The sequence below is a fragment of the Marinomonas flavescens genome, assembly GCF_004352835.1.
Lineage (GTDB): Bacteria > Pseudomonadota > Gammaproteobacteria > Pseudomonadales > Marinomonadaceae > Marinomonas > Marinomonas flavescens.
Map to the genome: position 1 here is coordinate 1 of NZ_SJSB01000012.1, position 25,957 is coordinate 25,957.

Below are 25,957 nucleotides of genomic sequence, written 5' to 3' on the forward strand. Positions count from 1 at the left end.
AACTGCTGATAATTCATGTTGGTACTGCTTTGTTCTGTGGTAAGAAGAATCATACCAACTTCAGCAGTTGGCTTCTTCTACACCTGATTAGCAGTGTCGCACTTATTATCTGAATTTAGGAATATAGAGTTATAGTGTGCCGTTACGAGGGTAGATCATCATTCTATTCGTTTTTTCATAATATTGTTTTTATATAACAACATCTGATGATCTCTAAATTCAGAATTAGTTCCAACTAAATTCAGGATATAATAATAAAAGTTCTGTCTTTATTTAGTGAAAAACTTTAAAAAATAGAAATAAATGATCATAAGAAAAAATAATATTGTTTTATTTTATTATTCTTTTAAAGTGGCCTTGGAATTAAATGCTTTGTTTAAATAACATAGATAATAAATGTGATATGGAATGTACATTAATTAGCGTGTTCAAAGTTACATTTTATAAAAGTTCACATAAAAAAGGTTTTTAGAATGAGTACAATTACTTTACCACGAGAGAAGTTAGAGTGGAGTTTGCTAGGTTTGCGTTTAGGCGTATTTATAGTATTGCTCATGTGGACAATAGATAAATTTATCAACCCAGGTCATGCGGCCGTTGTCCTGAAGGTGTTTTACTCCATTCCTGCTTTGGGTAACAGTATTACTTACCTTATCGGGGCGTTGCAGCTGGCTTTGATCTTGAGCTTTTTGATTGGCTTTCAAAAAAGATGGGTGACTTTGATTATATTAATCATGCACTTAAGCTCAACTCTAGTCTCTTTTGGACGCTACCTTGACCCTTGGGCTGGTGCCAATTTATTGTTCTTTGCTGCTTGGCCAATGCTAGCCGCTATTTTTATGCTGTATCTTTTCCGTGAGTATGACAATAAGTTTTCTATTGGAAAATAGTGTTTTGAGTTAGTGCGTTAAGTAAGTGTGTTAGATAGATGAGTGTAGATGATTTTGCACGTCCTTTCTGAGGGCGTGCTTTTTTTATGCTATTAGTTTTTAAAGAATAATGTGTATTTTAATGAGTACTAAAAATAGACATATTAATGAATTGTTTCATATAAAGTTTTTTGTAAGTTGTTTTAAGACTTTTATGAGTTATAGATATAACTTTTAAATCTACTAAAATACCTGAGTATGTTTGGTTTATTCGAATTAAAAAAAGCAAAACTCGAATAGAGTTTTGCTTTATGTTTTCTGGAATAGTTAATTCAATATTATGAAATTAAACTAATTCACCTCGTGCAGGGTAGTCTTTACTTACCGCAAAATCGATAGCGCCAAGCACTTCTTTAAAGTGTGGTCGAGCAAATGGCATAGTGCTGATATTGCTCCAATATAAAGTGCCATCTGGACGAATTAAGAAAAATCCTGGCTCAGTAAATTCAGCCGGTTCTTCAACACCAATACTGGTTAAACCGCGACCAGCACTGCGATGTAATCCCCATGCTTGAGATTGCTCAACGGTCAGGCCGTAGCCCATAGTCAGGTTTTCTATTTCCCACTCAGTAGAAGCTTGCTGAGCGCGCTCTTGCGTGTCGCTACTAAGGGCAATAACACTGACGCCTTTTGCCGCAAAATCATCCGCTAAACGACTTAACTCTCTCAAATAATTTTTGCAAAGAGGGCAGTGAAGGCCACGGTAAACCACCACCATTGTAAAATTCTCAGGTGTTTGCTCAGCCAAAGACCAAGAGCCTGTTAGCGTGTTAAGTGCCAATTCAGGCGTAGCAACTCTAGGTTTTAATACGGTCATTTCTGCGTCCTCATAGTTGGTTATTTTTACCATGAAGGCATAATAGGATAAAACCTGATACGATAGGTGCTTATTAATGCTAATTTCATTGCAGATCGTATTTTATAAGGTTAAGGAATAATGGATCGACTTTCTTCTGTGTTGAGCGCCTTTCGTCCAAAGGCCACTTCCGTCAGTAGTTGCTTTTTTTTGGAGCCACGAGGTAGCTTGTCTCTTTCTGTTGATTCTAGTTATTGGTTGTACGTGATAAGTGGCGAGTTAATCCTAAAAACAAAAGACAACAACCGGACAGCATTAAACACTGGCGATGGTATTTGGTTGGCTTCGGGATTAGATCTTGAAGTGCAGTTATCTAAGACAGAGAGCGCTAACAAAAACGTGGATAACAAGCTGTTAATCTGCGAATTCGATTTTGGTACGAAAGCACTAAACCCACTACTTGATGTTGAATGGCAATGGGTGAAAGTAGAACGGGAGGATGAAGCGGCTCAACAGCTATCGCCATTAAATTCGTTATTACTTACAGAGGTCATGCAACCTCGTTGTGGATCGCAGATTGTTGTAGAGCGGTTAGCGGAAGCCTATTTAGTGCAATTGTTGAGACTTTTTATGCAAACCAAAAAAATTCAATTTGGATTATTTGCAGGATTAAGTGATAGTAAATTAGCGCGAGCGATAGTCGCCATTCATGAATGCCCACATGAAGCGTGGCAAGTCGCCAGTCTTGCGGAGAAAGCAGGGATGTCCCGTTCGGCTTTCAGTGGCTTGTTTAAAACGACGATGGGTATGACACCAATGGCCTATTTGACGTCATGGCGAATGCGGTTAGCGGCGCAGCGTATCAAACAAGGTGATGAAAATATTGCCATCCTATGTCATGAACTTGGCTATCAGAGTGAAGCGGCGTTTCGGCGTGCTTTTAAAAAAGTAATGGGGATCGCACCAGGAATGATAAATCGCCAAGTACAGGCGATATCATAGTAATGAATCAATATTTTTTGGCATTTGATTGAATTAATACATAAAAATTGCCTCTCTATCTTTGCATTAGTTAAGCATATAGCTATAATACGAATCGTTTTTAGGGCCTGTAGCTCAGTTGGTTAGAGCGTCCGACTCATAATCGGCAGGTCGAGTGTTCAAGTCACTCCAGGCCCACCATATAAAATAAGCCTCTAGAGCGTTAGTGAAAACTAACCTTCTAGGGGCTTTTTTATTGCCTGTGAAATATAGTCAAGTACGGGCGTTGCTAAAACGAGTTTTAACACTCAGCTAAACACGTATATTTCTCTAATACCCTCTTATTTTTTCCGTGTTCAGGACACGAACAGATGGATGCTTCGGCACAGATAGCTAATGAACTATCGATATTTTGGTGGTAATTTAGGCTAATTCTAGGATTGATGTGTGTGGTTGAAATGAAAGGTATTGTGACTGATGAAAAAATCTCAGATTTTAGAGATTTAGTTAATTCTAATTCAAAGTTCGTTTATCAAATTTACAAAGATAAAGGTGGTAAGAATCTTTTTCACCTCGTTTGCTCTTGTATGGATTGGATCAGTGTTTCAGTGCGGCACTTAGATAATGCACCTAAGTTCGATTCAAACATAGACGTAAAGTGTATGCAGATTTACTCCCTCATATCATCTATTGACCTAATCTCGGCATCAGTAAACCAACTGCACAGAGTTTTTGTGAATGAAAAAACAGTTCCATTTAAAGGTGAGAAGAAGTGTTTTCACAATCGCCTAATTGAGCGAGAAGATGACAATACATACTTTAAAACTCTAAGAGCTTGCTTTGGTGCTCATCCTGTAGAGTTGAATCAATCTAACTCAAAACGCTTTGCAAGTTGGCCGTTCAAGAGCTATTTAAACAATGCTGATTTAACTGTTCACTTATACAGTAGAGAAATTGGTGAAGAAGACTTAACTCTGGACGTCTACATAAGTGAGTTATTGAAATTTCTAACAACTCGATATGTAGTGGTCAAGTAAAACTGGCCACGGTTTTATAGTTTTTCCAGTACAACTCTTCCGCTTTGTTCGGTGGCAACATTCTATTATGCTGATGCGGCCTAGTTTGGCTGTAGTATCCTACTATGTAATCCGTTACAGCCTGTTTTGCTTCTAAAAAAGTCCGGTAACCTAATTCAGGCATCCATTCTGTTTTGAAGCTTCTAAAGAAACGCTCCATCGGGGCATTATCCCAACAGTTTCCACGGCGACTCATACTTTGCTGAATTTGATACCGCCACAGCAAACGACGATATTTTAAGCTTGTGTATTGACTGCCTTGATCTGAATGAAACATTACTCCCTTAGGTTTTCCCCTTAATTCATAAGCCATAATAAAGGCCTTACTAATAAGCTCACTATCCGGACTCAGAGACATCGCCCAGCCAACTGGTTTTCTAGCATATAAATCCATCACAACCGCTAAATAAGCCCAACGGCTTCCTGTCCAAACATAGGTAATGTCGCCACACCAAACCTTGTTAGGAAAGCTCACTTTGAACTGTCGAGCCAGAAGGTTCGGCTCAACTGAACTCTCTTGCTTTGCTCGTTTGTAGCGATGCTTAGGCTGTTGACAGCTAAGCAAAGCAAGTTCGCGCATTAAGTTACTTGCGACATACCGACTTAAGCTTGTACCACTCTGAGTGACAATGGCTGCGATCGTTCTCGCTCCCGCAGAGCCTTCACTCACTTTAAAAGCGGCTCGAACTTTTTCTTTGAGCATAATACGAGCAGGTGTTTCACCGACCGCTTTATCACGCCAATACCTGTAGCTACTTCTATGAATATTGAATAACTGACAGAGATGATCAACGGGAAAGCTCTCTTGCAGTCGATGAATTAACGCAAGCCTTTCAGCTCGTCCGACATCAAGAGAGCAGAAGCCTTTTTTAAAATGTCTTTTTCCATTTCAAGGCGCTTAACTTGCTTTTCTAATTCACGAATTCGACGCTGTTCATCTGTCATTGGTGTTGCTTTGGGAGCTTCGCCACGGATCTCTGAGCGGAGTTGTCTCACCCATTTATCCATGGTCGATTTGCCCACCCCCATCGCTTCAGCTGCTTCTGCGACACTATAATTTTGTTCTATAACAAGCTGTGCCGCTTCTAAACGGAATTCAGGGCTAAAATTAGGTTTTCTTGGTTTAGTCATTTGTTCACCTGTAAAGTTATGAGATGAGTTTATCATCTCTAATCAGGTGGCCAAATTCACTATGCCACTACAATATGACTATCTTGAAGTAATTGCTGAAAAGATTCAGAGCTTGTTTAAAGAGTACCAGACAAACTTTTCTAAGCAGTCTATTGAGACTAAATCTGATCCATTAGAACAGCTATACGTTCTAAAAATCGAATCAGAAAAGCGGTTGGATAATGACTATTACAACGGTGAGATTGATGACCTGATTATGATATTTCAAGCAAATGTGACTGATGCTGCGCTTGAGCTTCTAGCTGATACTTATAAAGAGTCGCTACTACCTACTATTGAGGAGATCAAGGCCAATCTACAATCAATGAATATCGTTGATTTGGAAACTGATTCTGATGTGAATAATAGTTCAGATCTTGGTAGAGAGTTAAGTTATGAACTACCAAAGCTCTATACTTGGATCTATACGGGTAGATATGATCCGCTTCTGGACTACTACTTTGAACGATTCAATGCTGTTACTAAAGGGAAGTTTAAATTCAGTGAAAATGATGAAAGAAACCTGATTTTTCTAAAAGTAAATCTAATGTTAAAAGGCTGTAACTAATTTTGTGTAGCTGCCTATCATAAAATGCTCTTTGAGATGCTTTTAGACACGAAAGAATTTCCTACTAGAAAGCTGTACTTCTATGACTAAGTCATCGGACTTAGCGTCTTGAATGTGTAGTCTTTTATGATTAAATATATTTCATGAATCTAGATCAAACTACATCAATTAATAGGTATTAAAGCCCATGATCGGCAGGTCCATCGTTCAAGTCGAGACAGACTCACCATATAAAAAAGCCCCTAGAGAGTTAGTGAGTGCTAACTTTCTAGGGGCTTATTTATTGTTGCTTTATTCTTTTACTTTAAAGGTATGTTGGCGAACTTTTTCTAGACGTTTGAGTATGCTGTCTAGTCGTTCGGGTTTAACCATAAACTCTTGGAAGCCTTTCATTCCTTCTTTAGCCATATTAGGTGGTGTGTCGCGGTCATAAAACTGAGCGGTACCACTGGCGTTATTTAGAACTTCGACGCCTTTATTTAAGAAATAATTGTCTACGATAGACGCATTTTTATTCGTTGGTATTTGCAGTAATGCGGCATTAACGAGCGTTTGGTTATCTGCTCTAGCCATAAATTTAAGAAACTTACGCGCGTCCTTTTTGTTTTTTGCTTTGGCTGGGATATGGATCGTATCGGTAGGAGCATCTTCTGCAACGGGTACTGTAGGATCTATGATTGGGAATTGAAAAAAGCCTATTTTTCCGTCTAAGTTTTTTGGGAAGTTAGGAGCAATATAGTTACCAATCAAATACATAGCGGCAGAACCATTATATAAGAATGGCTGCGCTTCCTGCCAAGAGTACGAAGCATGATTTTGTAAGAAGTAACCTGGTTCAACCAGCTCTTTCCAATATTTGAAGACATTACGAACTCGCTCGTCAGTATAAGCGATACGGCCGTCCATTAGGTCCATATGAAACTTAAGTCCATTTAGTCGTAAATCTATATAGTCGAACCAAGCGGCTGCAGGCCATAAAAATTTAGTTCCAATCGCAATAGGCTCTACGTTATTGGATTTGAGCGTCGCACTTACTTTTAATAGATCTTGCCAAGTTTTTGGAGCAGAAAGGCCGTATTTTTCAAATATATCTTTACGGTAATACACGCCTACTTGGTAATAAGTATAAGGGATACCCCATTGTTTACCGTCGACAGTCATGGAGGAAACAGAAGATGGCATGCTCTTTTTGAGGTCTAGCTCTTTCCAAATATCACTGACATCGGTAAATAATTTCCGATCGACAAAGGTTTTCATTCGATTGCCGGCATACCAAAAGACAACATCCGGAGGCGAGGTGGCTAGCCAGTTACGAATAGCCGTTTTATAAGCCTCTTTATCGTATATATTGAATTCAACATTGATCTCAGGGTTTTCTGCCTCAAATTTCGCCATGATCTTTTGAAAAGCAGCTTTTGGCGCTGGATCGGCTTGGTCTGAATTGATAACGAGTGTGCTTGCGTGGGCTGAACTAATGAGTGCCGTTGCCAGTAGGAGTGGGGTTAATAAGGATTTTAGTTTTTTCATGGTTATAGCCTCTTTCTTCTTTTTATTTAGAGTGGCATTAATCGTGTTTTATGACTGGTTGTTCTGACTCAATGAGATTAAAAAATTGGAATGTTTGTTCAATATGCTGATGCCAATATGGCCAGCTATGTTCCCCCGTAAAGTGTTCAAATTGATGTTTTATGTTGAGTGTGTCTAATGTGTTATGTAGTTCGACATTGGCTTCGTACAATAAATCATCCTCTCCGCAATCAAAGCGCAGCGGCGGAAGCGTTGCTGCATTTTCGGTTATCCAAAATATAAGATTGTCTTGTTCTATGTTAAGGCAGGCATATTGATCTAGCGGTGTATCGGTAAATAGGCATATTTGTTCGAGTTTGGTGATTGCGGAGTGAGCCGAAATGCCACTAATACGATCTGCGTATTTTGCACCTAAGCGTAATGCCCCGTAACCTCCCATGGATAAACCTGTTAGGTAAATGTGACTGTTACTTGAAACACAAGCGACATTGTCTATAACGGCATCTAAAACATCTTCCATGATCCATTGTTCATAGTTACCGTGATTACTTGTAGGTAAGTACGCGGAGCCGTCTTGCAGGCCGCCATCGGAGGGCATAACTAAAACAAATTCGCCAAGGTTGTTAGCCTTTTTCAATTTTTCGTAAACTAAATGCACCCCACCTAAGTGCATCCATACCCAGTGATTTCCGTAGACGCCATGCAATAAAACGATGATGGGAACGTCTTTTCCTTGAGCGTTAATGTTATAAATTGAAACATCGTGACGACGCTCTAAATATGATGAATGTATGGTCAAAAACTGTGTGTTGTTTGGTGTATAAGCTGGGTTAGACACTTCTAAACGCTTGATCGTCATTATTGCCTCGCTTAGCCTCAGTGAGAAACCATAACGCTTTTCGCAATGCGACTATGGAGTAGATTACGAATGCTTGGATATTACGATCAGACTTGTGAGAGCCCTCAAGCTTGACCCTTGTTATATAAAATAATATTCATCTAATTTTCGTGGCATAGCGTGATGTCACTTATTAGCCTAGATTAAAACATGTAAAGAATGTGATATTCTGCTAAATGTTTGTCTCGTAATGACATGAATTTGCGGTTTTTGTTATCTCTCTTGTTGTTCGAATAATGATCGATATCTGATGTTTTGAATACTTTTGTCTAGGTTGGAATAAAATAATGATAAAAACACAAACCTATTGTGAGCCTTTCTGCATCCAAGAAGGTTATCAATTTGAAGTACACAGCGTGGCGTATGAAAAAAATGAGAGCTACTCATGTTTTATGCATTTTCATGAAGTTCATGAATTTATTATTTTTGATGAAATAGATGGCTCGTACTTCTATTCTCAAGGAGAATCTCAGCTCAAAGATCACGATATTGTGTTTACACCCGCGCTTGAAACCCACGACTTCGAATTGAGCTCAGAGCAAAAGTCTTGGACGATAGTGCAGTTTTTACCTGCATTTTTAGAAGATAATAATCTCACTAAAGAAGCGGATTTTTTACAATTTGGCATTCATTTACGCTTAGATAAAGAACAATTACAGAATGTTCAGCAACAGTTAACATGGCTGAAAAAGAGTTATGAAGAAGACCCTCATAGTAATATGAGTTTAACCTTGCTTAAATTATTAATTATTTGGGTTGTTGAGCATGCCAAGCCAGTTAGTTATTTGCATGCCCAACCTATTACCACAAGCAAAGGTTATGAGCGTCTTGAGCCAGTCATAGATTTGTTTCGTCATAATGCTTATGTTGAGCTCTCTTTAGTTGAAGCCGCTGAGTTATGTCATATTTCTACGTCTTATTTTTCTCGTTTGTTTAAGAGTGTTTTCCGCTTTAATTTTTCTGAATATACGGTTAGACATAAACTCTATAGCTCTGCTCGTATGTTGACGCAGAGTAATAAATCAATCACTGAAATTAGCTATGAGCTAGACTTTTCAAATCCTTCTCATTTTATTGCTGTGTTTAAAAAACAATTCTCTGTAACGCCAAAACAGTACCGGAATGATCTTGTCGGGCGTTCTGTTAATAAAGCAGGTTAGTACAAATATCTGATATTTTTTAGTCATTCTGATGTTTTTATTAAAGGATTGGTTTTGTACTCTAATTGCATATTTATGACTATTTGGAGAAGCCAATTATGACTAGTTTTGATCAAACACTTAACCTATCAGAAGACGTGATCGCTGAGTTTAATAAGAATGGTCATGTGCGAATCAATGATGTTTGTAATGCCTCTCAGGTTGAATTAAGTCGTCAATCAATACGTTCGGCTGTAGAGGATCGTAAGAGTCGAATTGCTTTAAAACCACTTCAAGAAAGAGACACCTACGGTAAAGCCTTTCTACAGATTATGAATTTATGGCCAGATTATCCAGATGTCGCTAAATTTGTAATGGCAAAACGATTTGCGAGCGTTGCTGCACAGCTATTGAGGACGGAAAAAGTTCGAATTTACCATGATCAAGCGTTATATAAAGAACCTAATGGTGGGCTAACACCTTGGCATCAAGATCAATATTATTGGCCATTAGAGACCGATAAAATACTCACTATGTGGATGCCCTTGGTGGACGTTACTAAGAACATGGGAACGCTTAACTTTGCCAGTGGTACGGGCAAGGTTGGGTATTTAGGGGACATTCCTATATCAGATGAATCGGAAAAAATACTCAGTGAAATGTGCCAAGAGAAAGGGTTTGAAATAGTTAATCATGGTGATATGAAAGCTGGTGATGCCACTTTTCACTCTGGTTGGTGCTTACATGGAGCCAATGAAAATCAATCTAGTGTGATGCGGGAAGCCATGACAATTATTTGGTATGCTGATGAAACCCAAATTATAGAAGATCCCGATAGCCAAGGCCGCTGGAATAAAGGCCGTCGAGATGATATGGCGCGTTGGCTTCCTGATAGACAGCCGGGAGAAATGGCTGATGGTAAGCTTAATCCTTTAATAGAACCTTTTATTTAATAAGTTATTTTATCAGTCGTTAGGTCTGTTTTGTGAGTAGTTAGGTCTGTTTCAAGAGCGATGGTTTACTAAACCATCGCTCTTTTTTTGTGCTTCTTAGAGTCAAATAATAAGTGAGCTGACTGGTGGCAGTGACATGAGTCGATTGGTCGTACCGGCGTCCAAGAACGATCATAGTCACCACAGCAGTCAAATGCTTGACGTAGGTCAAGTTAGGTGCTTGACGTTGCCCTCAGGCGGTGAGACTGTTTGTTACAGTTTGTAACCGGAACATTCCGGAGCCGCCTCATGATGTGGAGAGAATACTATGAAACAGCAAAATTCCGCCGCCCAGCCCCGTAAGATAATTCTTGACTGCGACCCTGGGCATGATGACGCGGTGGCCTTGCTCTTGGCACATGGCAACCCCAACATTGATTTACTTGCCGTGACCACGGTAGTGGGTAACCAAACACTTGAAAAGGTCACCCGCAACGCACTGAGCGTGGGGACTATTGCCGGCATCACTGGAATCCCCTTTGCTGCAGGTTGTGATCGCCCCTTGGTTCGCAGTATCGAGACGGCCCCTGACATTCATGGTGAATCCGGAATGGACGGTCCGGAACAACCTGAGTCGACCATTGAGCTAGATCCGCGCCACGCCGTTGACCTAATTATTGAAATCATCATGGCCCATGAACCAGGCACGGTGACCCTTGTTCCCACCGCTGGACTGACTAACATTGCCATGGCCGCACGCAAGGAACCGCGCATCATTGAGCGTGTAAAAGAAGTTGTTCTCATGGGGGGTGGCTACCACGTGGGCAACTGGAGCCCGGTGGCCGAATTCAACATCAAGATTGATCCTGAAGCCGCACACATTGTATTCAATGCTGGCTGGGAAGTTGTCATGGTTGGACTGGATCTCACTCATCAGGCTCTCGCTACTCCTGATGTGGTTGCAGCGATCAAAGCTGTTGGTACTAAGCCTGCTAAGTTCGTCATGGAGCTGATGAAATTCTTCGCCCAGACGTACAAGGACGCGCAGGGCTTTGACTATCCGCCGGTTCATGATCCATGCGCGGTGGCCTATGTCATTGATCCCACCGTCATGGTCATACAAAAGGTCCCCGTAGACATTGAACTTACTGGCACACTGACTCTAGGCATGACCGTAGCTGACTTTCGGGCTCCACCCCCAACGGACTGCAAAACATCGGTGGCCGTCAAGCTGGACCATGCGAAGTTTTGGAATATGGTCACTGACGCACTTGTTCGTATTGGTGAGGTCGACGTATGAGCACGGTAACGACAACATCCGAAGCGCTGAGTAAGCCCGGCAATATTATAGCTCTCATGATAGCGCTGCTCACGGCCTGTGTGGCTTTCCAGCTCAACGCTTCCATGCTTAGCCCTGCTCTGGTCACCATGGGTGAGGAACTTAACGCCAGCCAAGCTTCCATTGGCCTGTCGCAAACCTGGTTCTTCACTGCGGCTGCCGTCTTCTCGCTGTTCCTTCCTCGCCTAAGTGACATTATTGGTCGCAAAAAAGTGCTGATCGGGATGATGCTTATGATGGGAGTGGGCTCTATTATCTCAGCGATGGCTCCGGATATTACTTGGCTCTTTGTAGGGCGAATCATTCAAGGCGTCAGTGGTCCTACGGTTCCGCTGTGTCTGATCATGCTCCGGTCCGCAGTTAAAGACCCTAAGAAGTACGGTGCCTTGATGGGCATGATTACAGCCGTCAATGGTGGTATTGCCGGTATTGACTCTTTTGTTGGCGGCTACTTTGCCGAGAACTTTGGTTTTCGCAGCATCTTCTGGCTCATGGTGGTCATTGCCGCCGTCGCTACCTTGCTCATCGTGCTCCTAGCCAAGGAATCCAAGCCCGGCGAAGGTACCAAGATGGATTGGTTGGGGGTGTTCTTTATCGTCATCGCCGTGGGCGCTCTATTAACCGCGCTGAATGAGGCCACCAAGTTAGTGGACGGCATTACCACCATTCCGCTGGTAGCCTCATTGTCTTTGGCGCTGCTTGCTGCGTTCTCCTTTATGGCTTTCTGGCGTGTGGAAAAAGTATCCTCACACCCCATGGTTGAGATTGTGCACCTGCGCCAGCGCTCCACTTGGGCTCCGTTGCTAACCACCACTTTGACCATGACGGGTATTTTTGCCGTCATCAACGGTATTGTTCCGGCTTTTGTGCAGGCTACCGATCCCGGCTTTGGTATTGGCGCCACACAGATGAGTTTGCTGATTCTGACACCTTATGCTCTGTTGGGTTGGCTCTTTGGCCCCTTCACAGGTCGGCTTGCGCCGGTTATTGGTTACACCATCATGTTGCGAGTGGGGCTGCTGGGTAGCATGGTCGCGCTGGTTATCATTGGTTTCCTTGGACTGCACAGCTTAGCTTGGATGATCACTGGCACCGTGTTGTTGGGCATCATGTATGCCGGTACTGTTAATATCATGCTTAATGGTCTTGGTGTGGTGTTGTCTCCGGCGGGAAACCCTGGGTTCCTGCCTGGTATGAACGCAGGTGCCTTCAACCTCGGCGCTGGACTCAGCTTCTTGATCCTACCGGCTATCTTAGTTGCCACAGCTTCACTGGGTGACCATGGCTCTTACCTGACGGTTGTTATCGTGGCTCTGGTCATCACTGGCGCAGCCTTCGCGGCTTCTATGTTAGTGCCCAAACCCCTTGATGCAGAGGTTGCACCATGAGTAGGAAAATAGTGGTTGCTGGTTCTCTCAATGCTGATCTGACCATTTACTGCGACAGGTTACCCAATCCAGGCGAAACACTGCAGGGCAATGGGTTTGTGGTGAATCCGGGTGGTAAGAGTGCTAATCAAGCTGTTGCGGCAGCTCGTCTGGGCGGTCAGGTGACGTTGCTGGGCGCTGTAGGCAAAGATGCCAATGGCAATATGCTGTTGGCCTGTGCTGATGGTTCGGGGGTCAATACCGATCATCTCCTCCGCGTCACCGAGCCCACTGGCGTTGCCGTCATTTCGGTCGATGCTCAGGGCGAGAACACCATCATTATCTCCGCCGGTGCCAATGCAATGCTACAGCCTGCTCACATGACTCCAGCACTGTTTAACGACGCTGCCGTGGTCTGCCTGTGCCTAGAAATAGCCCCGGAGACCGTACTGGCTGCCGCTACTGCCGGGCATGATGCCGGAGCAATAGTTTTGTTGAACCTCTCGCCGTACGAACCTATCAGCGAGGCGTTGGCGAAGTCGGTTGATGTGTTGCTGGTCAACATTCATGAGGCTTCAGCCTTTCTGGATAGTGTCGACATGCCCGCATCTGATGCGCCGGCTGAAGCTTGGCACGGGGCAGTGGAAAGTTTTGCTGAGCGCGGGCTGTCTAAGGTGCTGGTAACACTCGGTGCGGCTGGCTCTGTGGTGCTAGATTCCACCAATGCTTCGGCTCCCGCGGTACTGATTGCACCGACAAAGGTAGATGTCGTGGATACTACTGGCGCCGGTGATGCTTTTACAGGCGCTGTCGCAGCCCGCTTAGCAGGCGGCGATTCGCTCGTAGACGCTGCACGGCAGGCATCTGTGGCATCTGCGTTGGCAACTACCAAACGTGGTGCTCAGGTAGCTTATCCGCATTTGGAGGATGTGATGGCGCTGATTTGAACCGTATGATTTAGTCAAAAGTGGGGTGGACAGATTAAGTTGAGTTTAGTTGTTCAGCCCAGAGGCACGTTGTCAGTGCGCTGAACTAGGCAAGTTTTGGCGACGATCAAAACCAGCTTCGCCTGTAAACCATCGCTCTTTTTTGTGCTTCTTAGAGTCAAATAATAAGTGAGCTGGCTGGTGGCAGTTTTAGGCATTAGCCAGTATTTTTAATGCCACTCCCGCTGCGGCTGTACGGTTTTCTACGCCTAATTTGGGAAAAATTTGTTCCAGATGTTTGTTGACTGTTCTAGGGCTCATTTCCAATATTTGGGCAATGTCTCTGTTGGTTTTGCCATTCGCTAACCAGTTCAATACTTCTGACTCGCGTTCTGTGAGTTTCAATTCTTGTTTTAACAAGTTGGGACCGGTAGGGCGTCGTCCATCCTCTAGCTTGAGCAATCGCTCTTGTCCTTGTTTCGCACTGACTATTTTTACCGACAGAGGATAATCTAAACCGGTTAACGGTAGGCCGCTTTCTATTTCAGGTAGCCGTGCAAGCCATTGTTTAAGTTGTTGTGTTAGTTCTTGGTGCTGCCATTCGGTAGAGGCTCGGGCTTTGGCTAACAGAGCATATGTTTGCGGTGTGGCCCACATAATGTCCCCATCGTCAGAGACGGTCATTAAGTGTTGGCCAGTACTGTCGAGCGCCAAGTGTGCGCTGCTGGTGAGGCGAGCATTGTTAAGGTGTACTTTCATGCGGGCGAGTAATTCGCTGGGCTTAATGGGTTTAGTGAGGTAATCCACACCACCGACCTCTAGGCCTCGCACCACGTCATCGGTATCGCTTAGTCCGGTCATAAAAATCACAGGAATAGAGGCAAGGTTTGCGTCTGCTTTTAAGGCTTTGCAGGTTTCAAAACCGTCCATATTAGGCATGATGGCATCGAGTAAGATGATGTCTGGGCGAATGCGTTTAGCAATGGTTAGGGCTTGTTTACCTTCCAAAGCCACTAATACATCCATGTTCGCAGCTTCTAGTGTGTCGTTAATAAGACTCAATGCATCAGCAGAATCGTCCACAACTAATACAATATCGTTTTTAGTTTGAATCATGATTGTTATTCTCCTTCAGCAATTGAGCGTTTTTCATTGCTGCGCTTGTGCTGTTTTTTTCTAGGTACTCTGCCAGTAAGTCGAACTGGAATGCTCTGTAAAATTGCTCTAGTGTCTGTTGGTTTTTATCAGGAAGTAGTTTGAGTTCTGATATTTTCTGCAAGGTGGTGCCGACGCCTTTTTTATACCCCATTTCGGCAAAGGCCATTAATTCACGCAATAGCTCATGGTCTGGCACGATGAATTTATCGCTGGAGGCGGGTACTGTTTGTTCTGGCGTAAATATCTGTACTATTTTTGTAGGCTGTTCTATTGGCGCGCTGGTGTGTTGTTTGTGTGATTGATAGACCCAATCGACATCGATATTGGCCGCAATTTTTTCTAATAGAATCTGATTGTTCACGGGTTTTACTAAATAATCGTCAAAGGCGGCTTTTTCATCCGGTTGGCGATGCTGTTCTTGGGCATCGGCAGATAGCATGATAATCGGTGCTTTAATGCCTCGTTGTCGCAAGGTTTTTGCCAGTTCTAAGCCGTTCATTCCTGGCATGGAAATATCCAGTATAAAAAGGTCAGGCGTCACATCGGCTAATTGCGACAAGCAATGCTGAGCATCATAGGCTTCATAGGTGATGAAATTAAGAGGGACTAGTATGTCTGACAGTAGACCTCGCACCACAGGGTCATCGTCTACGACAAAGAGCTTTCTTTGGAAGCCATGATACCCAATCACTCGTTGTAGCGTACTTTCTCTTTTGGTTTCTTTATTGACCCAAGGAAGCATGAGGCTCACTTTAAATTCACTGCCTTCACCCACGACGCTTTTTGCCTGTAAATCTCCTCCCATTATTTCGGTGAGTAATTTTACGATGGTGAGGCCTAATCCTGTGCCGGGTAAATTAGCCGTATCAGCATTACGAACGCGTTCAAATGGGTCAAAGATTCGAGCCATTTGATTCTCCGGTATACCAGGGCCTGAGTCTTTAATCACAAATTCAGCGACTTGATTTCGGTAACGGATTGAGAAGTCGACACGGCCTGTTTTGGTGTATTTTATCGCATTAGATAATACGTTGATCAGGATTTGTCGTAGCCGCTTTTCGTCAGTCATGACGGATTGTGGTAGCGGGTCTAGAATGTGGCTCTGAAATTGAATGCCTTTGCTGGTTGCTTGCATAGAGAACATATTACAAAGCTGTTCTATTAAAGCAGGCAAATCTACGGTGTTGCGATAAAGGTCTAAACGCCCCGCTTCGATTTTTGAAATATCCAATAACCCTTCAATTAAATCCGCTAAATATTCTCCACTGCGCTGGATAATATCCAAGCCGTGTTTGTGTTGAGGTGGCATTTCGTCTTTATCGGATAGCAGCTGAGCGTAGCCAATAATAGATTGTAATGGGGTTCTTAATTCGTGGCTAATGCCGGTTAAATAGCGACTTTTAGCGGCATTAGAGCGCTCCGCTAACTCCTTTGCAGATTGCAGTGCTTTGTCGGTTTCTTGGTGAGCGTCAATTTCACGGGTGAGCTTTCGTGTTTGGCGGTTGGATTCTTTTTGCGCCACGACTCGACTTTCATGGGCGAGTAAAAACAGCCAAGAAAGTACTCCAGAGACGATGAGTAGAGTAAAAAACAGCGTCCACATGGTTTGATTTAGCAGGGCTATTTCAGAGATAGTTTGTGGTGCCATTTGCCGATAAATAAGCGCCATTAAAGCGGCGTTGATGACATTAATAACCGCCAGCAAGGTTATGAATCGACCTAAGCGGGAGTTGATCAAACGTACTGCTTTTTTCGGTAAGAACATCCTTTGAAACGAGATGCTTTGTTGGCTAATACGAGCGTGGGGTTTACAACTGTCTAGGCATCGTACATCCAACGAGCAGCATAAGGAGCAAATGGGTTGTTGGTAAGCGGGGCAGTAGCTCATGTCTGCGACTTCAAAGGTATTTTCACAAATGCCGCAGGTTAACACTTTATAAGTGATGGTAGGATGTTGACAGGCTTCGAGTTCAATAAGGGGGACTAGCTCAGGAGATTGCCTTGCTAAGTAATATTTTCCTTTGGTGAGCCATGCAATTAACGGTACGCAGACAAAACACGTTGCTAGGCTGACAAAATGGCAGAGGGCTTTCATCTCTTCGCCAAAAACACCTAAATAACTGATTAAACCTAGAATTGTTGCAATCAGCATTGAGCCCGTGCCGACAGGGTTAATGTCGTAAAGATGGGCGCGTTTGAACTCGACATAATCCGGGCTTAGTTTTAGCGGTTTGTTTATTAATAAGTCGGCAGACAAGCAGCCTAGCCAGCTTACGGCCGCAATAGCAAAGACCCCCAACACGGCTTCTAGCGCTCGGTAAATACCGAGTTCCATTAGGAGTAGAGCAATGGTGACATTAAACACTAACCAGACGACTCGGCCGGGGTGGCTATGGGTCAGTCGTGAAAAAAAGTTCGACCAAGCAATAGAGCCTGCATAAGCATTGGTTAGGTTTATTTTCATTTGGCAGATAAATACCATGATGGCGGCCATGATTAGGGCAAGAATGGGTGAATTTGTTAAAAATTCAAACACGCCTTGGTACATATGAGTTGGGTCTGCTGCCTGCTCAAAGGATGCGCCATTTGAAAACGCGAGAAACGCGAGAAACGACCCCAGTAGCATTTTGATACCGCCCATAAAAACCCAGCCCGGTCCCGCCACAATAAGCCAAAACCACCAGCGTTTTTTATTTTCCTCTGTTTTTTCAGGCATAAATCGAAGGTAATCGACTTGTTCGCCTATTTGTCCCATCAAGGCAAAGAGCATAGAAGCCGCGGCACCAAATAACATGACATTAAAGTTACCACTGCTGGGTAAGTCTGGGACGGTATATTCCGTCCAAGCTTGGAAGTGATCGTATTCATTCAGTACCACCACGAGCAAGGCGGTTAATTGCAGCGCCAGCCAAATATATTGAGTGATCCATTGGAAGCGGCTGATTGCACGAATACCATGGGTCACAATCGGTATGACAAACACCGCAGAAAGGGCATACCCAATGCCTAAAGGAATATTGAAAAGGACTTCGAGTGCAGAGGCAAGAATCGCCGCTTCAATAGCAAAAAAGATGAAGGTAAAGGTGGCATAAATCAAAGAGGTTATCGTGGAGCCTAAATAACCAAAGCCAGCGCCGCGAGTCAGTAGATCAATGTCTAGACCGTGTTTGGCAGAATAGTATGCGATCGGAAAACCCGTCACAAAAAACACCAGTAAAACGGCAAAGATAGCCGCGATTGAATTAGTAAAACCGTAGTTAAGTGTTATTACTGCGGCTAACCCTTCCAATGCCAGAAAGGCGGTGGCTCCTAGGGCGGTATTAGCGACACGCTCAATACTCATGGTATGTGTTTGTTTTGAGGTATAGCGTAATGCAAAGTCTTCGAGAGTCTGGTCGGCAACCCATTTATTGTAGTGGCGGCGGACTTTAAAAATCTTTTGTGAAACAGGCATACGTATCTCGACAGGACAGTGAATGGCGTTAACGCTATGCATTAAAATGGTGCAAAATAGATTTTGGGCGCACCAATGCAGTATCTCTAGTGGTGAGAAAGCGACATTAAAGACAATGTTTTAATGTAAACACACTGATAGACCCGTAAAAACGGTAGATATGAGGGAATCTTGCAGACATCGTGCCACCATTTTTATCATGGTGACACGATTTAGAGCAGTTAGTCTTGAGCTGGGCTTGGTTTACGGTTGCGACGAGCAGGCGCTAATGGCTTGCTGCGCATTCCTTGACCCTGTGTTACGTCTGCTTTTGGTGCGTTAGCGTTGCTAGTACGACGAGCGCCAGAAAATTTAGCAGATCCAGCCGTATGTTGCTTTGGTTTTGCTGCTTGGCCTGAACGCTGATCGCCACGCGGTGGGCTTGATCTTTTCGGCTTGTTTGATTTGATTGGTCGATTATCCAGTGTTGTGTCAGGCAACATGTGTGTTGGCATGAAATCATCCACATAACGACGTTCGATCAGTTTTTGTGTTAGACGCTCAATGGCTCTAAGTTGATCTAGCTCATCTGCTGCAACCAAAGAAATAGCTTTACCTGTTGCGCCTGCACGGCCAGTACGACCTATACGATGCACGTAATCTTCTGCCACATCTGGTAAGTCAAAGTTGACAACGTGAGGAAGCTGTTCGATATCAAGACCACGAGCGGCAATGTCTGTTGCAACTAGGGCTCTTACACGGCCATTTTTAAAGTCAGATAGAGCGCGAGTACGTGCGCCTTGGCTCTTATTACCGTGAATGGCACTAGCGCGAATGCCGCTGGCTTCAAGCAGTTTTGTTATTTTGTTTGCGCCGTGTTTGGTACGAGAGAAAACTAATACTTGTTCCCATTTACCCTCGTTTATTAGCTCAATCAATAATTCAGTTTTACGTTTTTTATCGACTGGGTGAAGCCACTGTTCAACAGAAACGGCAGTCGCGTTTCTTGGCGTCACTGAAATCTCAATAGGGTTGTTTACCAGACCTTTAGCAAGTTGACGGATCTCTGGGGAGAACGTCGCTGAGAAAAGCAGGTTTTGGCGTTTTTTAGGTAACACGGACAAGATTTTTTTGATGTCATGGATAAAGCCCATGTCCAACATGCGGTCAGCTTCGTCTAATACTAAGATTTCTAGTTTGTCGAATCTCACTGCTCGTTGATTGAATAAGTCCATCAGACGGCCCGGCGTCGCGATCAGAATGTCTGCTCCGCGGCGCAGTGCCATCATTTGTGGATTGATTTTAACGCCACCAAAAACAACGGTAGATTTAAGAGGAAGGTGTTTGCCGTAATCCTGAACGCTGGCAGCTACTTGAGCGGCCAATTCTCGTGTAGGCGTTAAGATAAGCGTACGTACTTGATTACCTGTTGCTGGTTCGCCTTGGCTTAAGCGCTCGAGTAAAGGCAAGGTAAAACCGGCCGTTTTACCCGTACCCGTTTGGGCTGCGGCCATCACATCTTGGCCGTCCAATATGGCTGGAATGGCTTGAGCTTGAATAGCTGAAGGCGTGGTATAACCTTGCTCTTCAATGGCTTTTAGGATGGGGGCAGATAGCCCAAGGGCGTTGAAACTCATAGGTGTTCTCATTTATTAAAAAAGGGGGGTGCGAAGCGAGTAAATCAGGCTGTGCGTATATAATGTGGAGCTTACCTTATATCCCCAGTACATGCTATGTTGTAGGCGTTTAGAACGTCTTATGCGTGTAAAAAAACGCAAAGCATTAACCGCAAGACGTGCTGTGCGAAGAAGTAATGGCATCATCACTATGTGGCTATCGCTATCGCTATCGTTATTTTGACTTCTTAAGCCTTGCTATGATCAGACGCAAGGCATTTTCTCTGAAAGTCGCTAGTATCTTGGTTATTATAGGCAGCGCGATTTATACAAGCATAGGACAAACTGAGTGAATAAAATGAATCATATCGCCATTGTTGGGGCAGGGATTGGTGGATTGAGTGCTGCATTGGCGCTTGCTACTGCGGGTTTCAAGATTACTGTGTTTGAACAGGCGAAGAAAATTGGTGAAGTGGGCGCCGGTTTACAAATGAGTCCTAATGCCATGAAGGTGTTGCGACAGTTTGGTTTAGAAGACAAGTTACGTCCTTATGCCTTTGTGCCACAACATGCTTGTATGCGAGATTTTAAAACGGGTGAGTATTATTTAAAAAGTCCATTGGGCAAGACGTCAGAAGCACGATATAGCGCACCGTATTGGCATTTACATCGAGCTGACTTACACAAGGTGTTAATTTTGGCCTGTGAAGATCTTGGTGTTGAAGTATTACTGGATGCCAGTGTAGAGCGTTATGCAGAGAACGGTGACCAAGTGACGCTGACCTTGGCGGATAAATCAGAACACAGTGCAGACTTATTGATAGGCGCCGATGGCATTCGTTCTGTTATACGAGAGCAGATGTTAGGTAAAGAATCCCCCACTTTTATGAAACAGGTGGCGTGGCGCGGCGTTATTCCTGCGAGTGAGCTTAACGATGTTCATATTCAACCGGATGCGTGTGTTTGGGTTGGTCCGAATCGTCATTTTGTTACTTACTATTTACGTGGCGGTGAGTTGGTGAATTTTGTCGCAGTAGAAGAGCGAGAAGATTGGCACCAAGAGTCTTGGCGTGAAGAGGGCGATGTAGAGGAGCTGAAAACCGCATTTGCTGGCTGGCACCCTGAAGTAAGTCAGTTACTTGACCATGCAAAAAGTACTTTTCTTTGGGCTTTGAATGGTCGCGATGAACTGCCTGCCTGGCATCAAGGGCGAGTTGTGTTGTTGGGGGATGCTTGTCACCCTATGTTGCCATTTATGGCGCAAGGGGCGGCTATGGCGATTGAAGATGCTTATGCATTAAGCCAACTGCTTGTTAAATATAGTGTCTTAGACGCGTTAGATCGTTACGAGTTGTTGCGTAAACCAAGAGCAACGAACATCCAAAAGATGTCTAAAGACAATGCCGCCTTATATCATATGCATGGTGGTGCATTTGGGCGAATGAAACTCAACGCAGTAAAAATAGCCTCACGACTTTCACCGCGTATCATTCAGGCTAAATTGGATCCTGTCTATGGGTACGATATTACTAAGGTGTTAATTTAGCGTTACCAGCTCAGTATTTAACCAAGTATCTATGCCCAGTATTAGCGATAAGGTTATTGCTGCCCAAGCTTTTAATAACTATTTATCATAAAATCTTATGCTTCTTTACTGCCAGTTATAATGTTTTGTAGCAAATAAAGTACAAATGGTTATTGGCCTCTTGTAACAATATTCATTATCATCGCCGCCTTTCTAATCTTAACCTCACGGTCAATGCTGTGAGGACATTATCTAATCTGGAAACAACAGACATTATGACTTCTAAAACCCCACTAGCGCTTTTGCCTCTAGTGCTTTTTCTCGTGCTTTTCGTTGGTAGCGGCCTTTGGTATCAATCGCATGATGTAGATTATGCTTTTTATCAAATTTCGGCGCCCGTCGCCATTTTACCTGCGATTGCGCTCGCTATTTTGTTAGGTAAAGGTGTTCTTAATAAACGCATAGAAACATTTATTAATGGTGTTGGAGATAACACCATTACCACCATGGTTTTGATTTATTTGCTGGCGGGTGCTTTTGCCAGTGTTGCGAAAGCCGTCGGTGGTGTTGATGCGACGGTGAACTTTGGTTTGAGTGTTGTTCCGCCATCGTTGGTATTGCCTGGTATTTTCGTTATTGCAGCCTTTGTTGCGACGTCTATGGGAACGTCCATGGGGACCATTGCAGCCATTGCTCCAATTGCTATTGGTGTAGCAGGAACAGCTGACTTGCCTATGCTACTCACTGTCGGTACTGTGATTGGTGGTGCTATGTTTGGTGATAACTTGTCGATTATTTCTGACACTACTATTGCAGCGACCCGTACTCAGGGCTGTGATATGCGCGATAAATTCAAAATGAATTTTAAGATTGCGTTGCCGGCCGCTATTTTGACATTGCTTTGGCTGTATTTTCAAAGCAGTTCTGCTCAAATTACCGGTCCACTTGATTATGATTTGATTCGAGTTTTGCCTTATGTTGCGGTATTAGGTTTGGCCGTGGCCGGCGTAAATGTCATGCTGGTTTTGTTTAGTGGCATTATTCTAGCGGGTGGTATTGGCTTGACGATGCAAGACGGTTATACGCTTGCAACCTGGTCAAAAGATATTTACTCCGGCTATAGCAGCATGCAAGAAATCTTAATCCTGTCTTTGTTCATTGGTGGTCTAGGTGCTTTGATGAAAGCCCAAGGTGGATTAGATTGGCTGGTTTCTGCCATTGAAAAAATCAGTCACTTTTTTGGTGCGAAACCGGGTTCGACTCGGGCTGGTGAGTTGAGTATTAGTGCTTCTGTAGCATTAACTAACTTATGCACGGCTAATAATACGGTATCCATTTTGATTAATGGTTCGGTGGCAAAAGATATTTCCACTCGTTATAACGTAGACCCTCGCCGTAGTGCTAGTTTATTGGATATATTTTCATGTGTGACGCAAGGTGTTTTACCATACGGCGCACAAATTCTATTGGCTTCTTCATTGGCTAAGGTGTCTCCTTTGTCATTGGTGGGGTATGTGCAATACAGTTGGTTATTAGGCGTTTTTGCATTGCTGTCTATTTTATTCCGTTGGCCTAAAGTTGGAGCGAAATTGGCAAAGTAATACACTCATAACTGGAGCATTACAGGTTTAACAGCCCACTTTGTGTATTTTTCAAAGTGGGCTTTTTATTGTTTATTTGAAGGGAAGGGGGATGTATAGGTGTATCGTTATTCGTTATGCTTTTGCTCTAAAGAAAATGACTGCTGATGAGGTAAGTCAAAGCATAGATCTTGATCGCTAACAATTAGCCATAAAGGACTTAAATTGAAACAAGGAACGCACTTAAAAGCCGAATTAATATTGGTATCTGTCACTGTCTTAGCTGGATTAGGTTGGATTTTTTCTAAAGAAGCATTGGCGGGGTTGCCTCCGCTTTTTTTCATGGGCGCGCGCTTTTTAATTGCAGGCTTTGTTTTAGTTCTGGCAGGGCGTCGCTTTTTTAGTGGTTTAGCTTGGCATGATGTCAAAAAGGCGATACTTGTTGGTGTGGTGATGGGGGTCGCCATGGCGTTCTGGATTAGTGGACTGGATAAGGCGTCTAATTTAGGCGTAGGCGCCTTTATCACTAGTTTAGGTGTGGTGTTAGTACCAGTATTTGGTCGGTTTATTTTCAAAGATCATCCGCCAAAAAGCATTTGGGTTGCTCTGCCTGTCGCTATATTAGGGTTGGGGTTTTTGGCATTAGGCAATGGTGTGAGTTACGAAGTCGCGCAGCTATTGTTTCTAGGGTCAGCCTTAACATTTGCTTTGCAGTTTAATCTACTTTCTAAACTCTCTACGCGTATTCACGTTTTGGTTCTGACGGCAATTCAGCTGATGGTAGCAGGCGCTTTTTTGCTTGCCTTATCTCTATTTACTGAAAGCTTGCCAGTGAGTATATCAATCGGTGTTGCTGGATGGTTTTTAGCAAGCACTTTGATTGCCACGAGTTTGCGTTTTTTATTACAAACCTATGGGCAAAGTCTAACGCCTACGAGTCATGCAGCAGTAATCATGAATCTTGAGCCTGTTTGGACTGCTTTTTTTGCTGCGCTTTGGTTTTCTGAGGCCATGTCATTATTTCAGCTTGTGGGCTGTGGCTTGATTTTTCTTGCGATGTTAATCAGCCGATGGACACAGATTAGGGCGATTTTTACGCCATCTTAAAAAGTTATATCTTGTATGTGGATCCTTTTCTAATCAGGTAAGATGTTCTCTAGTATAGTGTCGTAGAGTTCAATAGTGACTTTCGAAAAAGGGCGTTTTTGATAGTCCCATCTTACGAAAAGCCCTTCAGCTATTGTGACGAGCATTTCGATGCGAGCAATAATTTCTTCTTTGCTCATATTTGGGTATCGTTCTTGCATGATATCAACCGCTTTGCCTTGTAATTCTTGATGTGATTTATGGCATATATCTGCAATGACGCTATTGCGAGCGGCTTCGGCTTGGACTTCCATATTGATGATGAATATATCGTGCTGTTCTCGATCGTTTTCCGAGAAATGACGAGCAAGCCAATTGTCTTTATTCAAGAAGTTAGACATGCACTCGATATGGCGCAATGTAGTTTGTTCAACCACGGCACAAATAATGTCATCTTTGTGTGCAAAATAGCGGTAGATCTGGCCAACACTGAGCTCAGCAGATTTTGCAATTTCATTCATGCTGGCTTTATGGAAGCCTTTTTCGATAGCGTGTTTTTTCAGTGCATCAATAATGCGCTGGCGATATTCCATATTTTTCTGGATGCAGTTAGTTCTCATTTATTTGCACTTTTGTTTGTATAACGGTTTCTTGTGTTCGATTATAGTGATAATGAACGATCATTCTCAATGTACTTAAAGGATAAATCCTCGATGTTGTCTAAATTCAAATATGCCTCAGGCGTAATTTTGATCATGCTTCTTGCTGGCTGTGAGAAGCAGGCACCTACTGCTTCAGCTTCTGCTCCAGCGCCAAAAGTGGCTGTTGGTGTTGTTGTTATTAAACCTCAAAAAGTGGTACTTACCACAGAGTTACCTGGTAGAGCAGCATCGAGTCTTGTTGCCGAAATTCGCCCTCAAGTGAGCGGGATTATTAAAAAACGCCTCTTTAAAGAAGGGCAGGATGTGAAAGAGGGTGAGCCTCTTTACCAATTAGATGATTCAACTTACGTATCTACTTATAACCAAGCGCAAGCGGGTTTAGATTCGGCAAAAGCTAGCCTTAAGTCTGCGCAGTTGACCTATGATCGTTATAAAGCATTGCGTAAGCAAAACAATGTTTCTCAATCGGATCTGGACAATGTTTACGCTACCTATTTAGAAGCGGCTGCTGGCAAGAAAAAAGCGGAAGCCTCTGTAGAGAGCGCTAAAATCAACTTGGATTATACAAAAATACGTTCTCCAATAGCGGGACGTATCGGTATTTCTAAAGTCACGGTAGGGGCTTTGGTTACGGCAAGTCAGGCAAATGCTTTGACCACAGTACGTTCCTTGGACCCTGTCTATGTGGATTTATCTCAAACCAGTCTAGATCAGCTTAAACAGCGTAATTTGCTAACCACGCCAAATATCACAGAGGGCGATGGGAAAGTATCGTTGATATTAGAAGATGGTTCTACTTATGGCCATCAAGGCATTCTCAAAACACGAGAATTGAATGTAGATGAATCTACCGGTAGTGTCACGCTTCGCGCTGAATTCCCTAATCCAGATAATAAGTTGCTGCCGGGCATGTTTGTTCGCGGTGAGGTGAATGAGGCCGTAGACAGTGCTGCTTTGCTCGTGCCACAGCAAGGAGTGTTACGCGACGTTAAAGGTCTTCCTATTGCTTATGTGGTCAATAAAGAAGGCAAAGTTGAAGAGCATCAATTGAAAACAAGTCGAGCTATTGGGAATCAATGGCTTGTTACTTCTGGACTAAAAGAAGGTGACAAGGTGATTGTTGAAGGTTCTTCTAAAATTCGTCCGGGTAGTATGGTATCTGTCACACAGCTTCAGTTTGATACTAAAACAGACACGATGAAAGAAATGAACACTTCAGAAACATCGTCTTCAAATTAAGGGTAACTGT

The 25,957-nt window shown here is 43.4% G+C and carries 21 protein-coding genes and 1 tRNA gene; 14 read left to right on the plus strand and 8 right to left on the minus strand.

The features are described 5' to 3' along the window. Positions 1 to 473: 473 nt before the first annotated feature. Complete coding sequence (locus E0D70_RS12440) at positions 474 to 890, plus strand: hypothetical protein (RefSeq protein WP_133012620.1); 417 nt, start codon at positions 474 to 476, stop codon at positions 888 to 890. A 325-nt stretch (positions 891 to 1,215) separates the two neighbouring features. Here E0D70_RS12440 and E0D70_RS12445 read toward each other — a convergent pair whose 3' ends face one another. Continuing rightward, entirely contained in the window at positions 1,216 to 1,746 is a 531-nt protein-coding gene (locus E0D70_RS12445; protein ID WP_133012621.1) for a peroxiredoxin-like family protein, read from the minus strand. A 120-nt stretch (positions 1,747 to 1,866) separates the two neighbouring features. Between E0D70_RS12445 and E0D70_RS12450 the strand changes: the two genes are divergently transcribed. From E0D70_RS12450 to E0D70_RS12460, 3 genes are all read left to right on the plus strand, one after another. Beyond that, complete coding sequence (locus E0D70_RS12450; protein WP_133012622.1) at positions 1,867 to 2,727, plus strand: AraC family transcriptional regulator; 861 nt, start codon at positions 1,867 to 1,869, stop codon at positions 2,725 to 2,727. 103 nt (positions 2,728 to 2,830) lie between these two features. After that, positions 2,831 to 2,907, plus strand: a tRNA-Ile gene (locus E0D70_RS12455). Positions 2,908 to 3,155: 248 nt separating this feature from the next. Continuing rightward, positions 3,156 to 3,743 (plus strand): hypothetical protein, encoded by a 588-nt coding sequence (locus E0D70_RS12460; RefSeq protein ID WP_240537113.1) that lies wholly within the window; start codon positions 3,156 to 3,158, stop codon positions 3,741 to 3,743. Here the strand turns inward: E0D70_RS12460 and E0D70_RS12465 are convergent. Continuing rightward, a protein-coding gene (locus E0D70_RS12465) for an IS3 family transposase (RefSeq protein ID WP_133012623.1) occupies positions 3,736 to 4,949 on the minus strand; the annotation gives its coding sequence in 2 pieces (ribosomal slippage) (positions 3,736 to 4,640 and positions 4,640 to 4,949; 1,215 coding nt in all). The genes E0D70_RS12460 and E0D70_RS12465 overlap by 8 nt on opposite strands. Before the next feature lie 25 nt (positions 4,950 to 4,974). Between E0D70_RS12465 and E0D70_RS12470 the strand changes: the two genes are divergently transcribed. Continuing rightward, positions 4,975 to 5,520, plus strand: coding sequence for a hypothetical protein (locus E0D70_RS12470; protein ID WP_133012624.1), 546 nt, complete (start codon positions 4,975 to 4,977; stop codon positions 5,518 to 5,520). A gap of 291 nt (positions 5,521 to 5,811) precedes the next feature. Here the strand turns inward: E0D70_RS12470 and E0D70_RS12475 are convergent, their stop codons facing one another. Together E0D70_RS12475 and E0D70_RS12480 are read right to left on the minus strand one after the other, a co-directional pair. Continuing rightward, a complete protein-coding gene (locus E0D70_RS12475; protein WP_133012625.1) occupies positions 5,812 to 7,047 on the minus strand; it encodes an ABC transporter substrate-binding protein in 1,236 nt (411 codons plus the stop codon). Positions 7,048 to 7,084: 37 nt separating this feature from the next. Then, positions 7,085 to 7,906, minus strand: a complete 822-nt coding sequence (locus E0D70_RS12480; protein WP_133012626.1) for an alpha/beta hydrolase — start codon at positions 7,904 to 7,906, stop codon at positions 7,085 to 7,087. Between the two features lie 326 nt (positions 7,907 to 8,232). Between E0D70_RS12480 and E0D70_RS12485 the strand changes: the two genes are divergently transcribed. The 5 genes from E0D70_RS12485 (at position 8,233) to E0D70_RS12505 (ending at position 13,669) form a co-directional block, all read left to right on the plus strand. Then, complete coding sequence (locus E0D70_RS12485) at positions 8,233 to 9,105, plus strand: AraC family transcriptional regulator (RefSeq protein WP_133012627.1); 873 nt, start codon at positions 8,233 to 8,235, stop codon at positions 9,103 to 9,105. Between the two features lie 98 nt (positions 9,106 to 9,203). Beyond that, complete coding sequence (locus E0D70_RS12490) at positions 9,204 to 10,037, plus strand: phytanoyl-CoA dioxygenase family protein (RefSeq protein ID WP_133012628.1); 834 nt, start codon at positions 9,204 to 9,206, stop codon at positions 10,035 to 10,037. A gap of 307 nt (positions 10,038 to 10,344) precedes the next feature. Beyond that, positions 10,345 to 11,316: a uridine-preferring nucleoside hydrolase UriH gene (gene uriH / locus E0D70_RS12495; RefSeq protein ID WP_133012629.1), complete on the plus strand. Its 972-nt coding sequence runs from the start codon at positions 10,345 to 10,347 to the stop codon at positions 11,314 to 11,316. Next, a complete protein-coding gene (gene uriT / locus E0D70_RS12500) occupies positions 11,313 to 12,743 on the plus strand; it encodes a uridine transporter UriT (RefSeq protein WP_133012630.1) in 1,431 nt (476 codons plus the stop codon). The genes uriH and uriT overlap by 4 nt, the downstream gene beginning before the upstream one ends. Further along, complete coding sequence (locus E0D70_RS12505; protein ID WP_133012631.1) at positions 12,740 to 13,669, plus strand: ribokinase; 930 nt, start codon at positions 12,740 to 12,742, stop codon at positions 13,667 to 13,669. Before uriT ends, E0D70_RS12505 begins: the two co-directional genes overlap by 4 nt. A 189-nt stretch (positions 13,670 to 13,858) precedes the next feature. On the opposite strand, the gene E0D70_RS12510 is transcribed toward E0D70_RS12505, so the two are convergent. The 3 genes from E0D70_RS12510 to E0D70_RS12520 form a co-directional block, all read right to left on the minus strand. Beyond that, on the minus strand, positions 13,859 to 14,764 hold the full coding sequence (locus E0D70_RS12510; RefSeq protein ID WP_133012632.1) for a response regulator: 906 nt from the start codon (positions 14,762 to 14,764) through the stop codon (positions 13,859 to 13,861). Continuing rightward, positions 14,751 to 18,260: an ATP-binding protein gene (locus E0D70_RS12515; RefSeq protein ID WP_133012633.1), complete on the minus strand. Its 3,510-nt coding sequence runs from the start codon at positions 18,258 to 18,260 to the stop codon at positions 14,751 to 14,753. The genes E0D70_RS12510 and E0D70_RS12515 overlap by 14 nt, the downstream gene beginning before the upstream one ends. 221 nt (positions 18,261 to 18,481) lie before the next feature. Then, positions 18,482 to 19,876: a DEAD/DEAH box helicase gene (locus E0D70_RS12520; protein ID WP_133012634.1), complete on the minus strand. Its 1,395-nt coding sequence runs from the start codon at positions 19,874 to 19,876 to the stop codon at positions 18,482 to 18,484. Between the two features lie 337 nt (positions 19,877 to 20,213). Here E0D70_RS12520 and E0D70_RS12525 point away from each other — a divergent pair, with 337 nt between their 5' ends. From E0D70_RS12525 to E0D70_RS12535, 3 genes are all read left to right on the plus strand, one after another. Further along, positions 20,214 to 21,401 (plus strand): FAD-dependent oxidoreductase, encoded by a 1,188-nt coding sequence (locus E0D70_RS12525; RefSeq protein ID WP_133012720.1) that lies wholly within the window; start codon positions 20,214 to 20,216, stop codon positions 21,399 to 21,401. A 254-nt stretch (positions 21,402 to 21,655) separates the two neighbouring features. After that, positions 21,656 to 22,981, plus strand: coding sequence for a Na+/H+ antiporter NhaC family protein (locus tag E0D70_RS12530; RefSeq protein ID WP_133012635.1), 1,326 nt, complete (start codon positions 21,656 to 21,658; stop codon positions 22,979 to 22,981). A 204-nt stretch (positions 22,982 to 23,185) separates the two neighbouring features. After that, positions 23,186 to 24,067 (plus strand): DMT family transporter, encoded by an 882-nt coding sequence (locus E0D70_RS12535; RefSeq protein ID WP_133012636.1) that lies wholly within the window; start codon positions 23,186 to 23,188, stop codon positions 24,065 to 24,067. 29 nt (positions 24,068 to 24,096) lie between these two features. Here the strand turns inward: E0D70_RS12535 and E0D70_RS12540 are convergent, their stop codons facing one another. After that, positions 24,097 to 24,666 (minus strand): TetR/AcrR family transcriptional regulator, encoded by a 570-nt coding sequence (locus E0D70_RS12540; protein WP_133012637.1) that lies wholly within the window; start codon positions 24,664 to 24,666, stop codon positions 24,097 to 24,099. A 93-nt stretch (positions 24,667 to 24,759) separates the two neighbouring features. On the opposite strand from E0D70_RS12540, the gene E0D70_RS12545 reads away from it, so the two are divergent. Next, positions 24,760 to 25,947, plus strand: coding sequence for an efflux RND transporter periplasmic adaptor subunit (locus E0D70_RS12545; protein ID WP_133012638.1), 1,188 nt, complete (start codon positions 24,760 to 24,762; stop codon positions 25,945 to 25,947). Positions 25,948 to 25,957: the final 10 nt, after the last annotated feature.

What these genes read in the sequence shown, in the direction of transcription:
- E0D70_RS12510 (WP_133012632.1), bottom strand. Translation starts at nt 14,764, where the DNA reads ATGATTCAAACTAAAAACGATATTGTATTAGTTGTGGACGATTCTGCT.
- E0D70_RS12470 (WP_133012624.1), top strand. Translation starts at nt 4,975, where the DNA reads ATGCCACTACAATATGACTATCTTGAAGTAATTGCTGAAAAGATTCAG.
- E0D70_RS12445 (WP_133012621.1), bottom strand. Translation starts at nt 1,746, where the DNA reads ATGACCGTATTAAAACCTAGAGTTGCTACGCCTGAATTGGCACTTAAC.
- E0D70_RS12520 (WP_133012634.1), bottom strand. Translation starts at nt 19,876, where the DNA reads ATGAGTTTCAACGCCCTTGGGCTATCTGCCCCCATCCTAAAAGCCATT.
- uriH (WP_133012629.1), top strand. Translation starts at nt 10,345, where the DNA reads ATGAAACAGCAAAATTCCGCCGCCCAGCCCCGTAAGATAATTCTTGAC.
- E0D70_RS12545 (WP_133012638.1), top strand. Translation starts at nt 24,760, where the DNA reads ATGTTGTCTAAATTCAAATATGCCTCAGGCGTAATTTTGATCATGCTT.
- uriT (WP_133012630.1), top strand. Translation starts at nt 11,313, where the DNA reads ATGAGCACGGTAACGACAACATCCGAAGCGCTGAGTAAGCCCGGCAAT.
- E0D70_RS12530 (WP_133012635.1), top strand. Translation starts at nt 21,656, where the DNA reads ATGACTTCTAAAACCCCACTAGCGCTTTTGCCTCTAGTGCTTTTTCTC.
- E0D70_RS12490 (WP_133012628.1), top strand. Translation starts at nt 9,204, where the DNA reads ATGACTAGTTTTGATCAAACACTTAACCTATCAGAAGACGTGATCGCT.
- E0D70_RS12485 (WP_133012627.1), top strand. Translation starts at nt 8,233, where the DNA reads ATGATAAAAACACAAACCTATTGTGAGCCTTTCTGCATCCAAGAAGGT.
- E0D70_RS12475 (WP_133012625.1), bottom strand. Translation starts at nt 7,047, where the DNA reads ATGAAAAAACTAAAATCCTTATTAACCCCACTCCTACTGGCAACGGCA.
- E0D70_RS12440 (WP_133012620.1), top strand. Translation starts at nt 474, where the DNA reads ATGAGTACAATTACTTTACCACGAGAGAAGTTAGAGTGGAGTTTGCTA.
- E0D70_RS12525 (WP_133012720.1), top strand. Translation starts at nt 20,214, where the DNA reads ATGAATCATATCGCCATTGTTGGGGCAGGGATTGGTGGATTGAGTGCT.
- E0D70_RS12505 (WP_133012631.1), top strand. Translation starts at nt 12,740, where the DNA reads ATGAGTAGGAAAATAGTGGTTGCTGGTTCTCTCAATGCTGATCTGACC.
- E0D70_RS12450 (WP_133012622.1), top strand. Translation starts at nt 1,867, where the DNA reads ATGGATCGACTTTCTTCTGTGTTGAGCGCCTTTCGTCCAAAGGCCACT.
- E0D70_RS12540 (WP_133012637.1), bottom strand. Translation starts at nt 24,666, where the DNA reads ATGAGAACTAACTGCATCCAGAAAAATATGGAATATCGCCAGCGCATT.
- E0D70_RS12515 (WP_133012633.1), bottom strand. Translation starts at nt 18,260, where the DNA reads ATGCCTGTTTCACAAAAGATTTTTAAAGTCCGCCGCCACTACAATAAA.
- E0D70_RS12480 (WP_133012626.1), bottom strand. Translation starts at nt 7,906, where the DNA reads ATGACGATCAAGCGTTTAGAAGTGTCTAACCCAGCTTATACACCAAAC.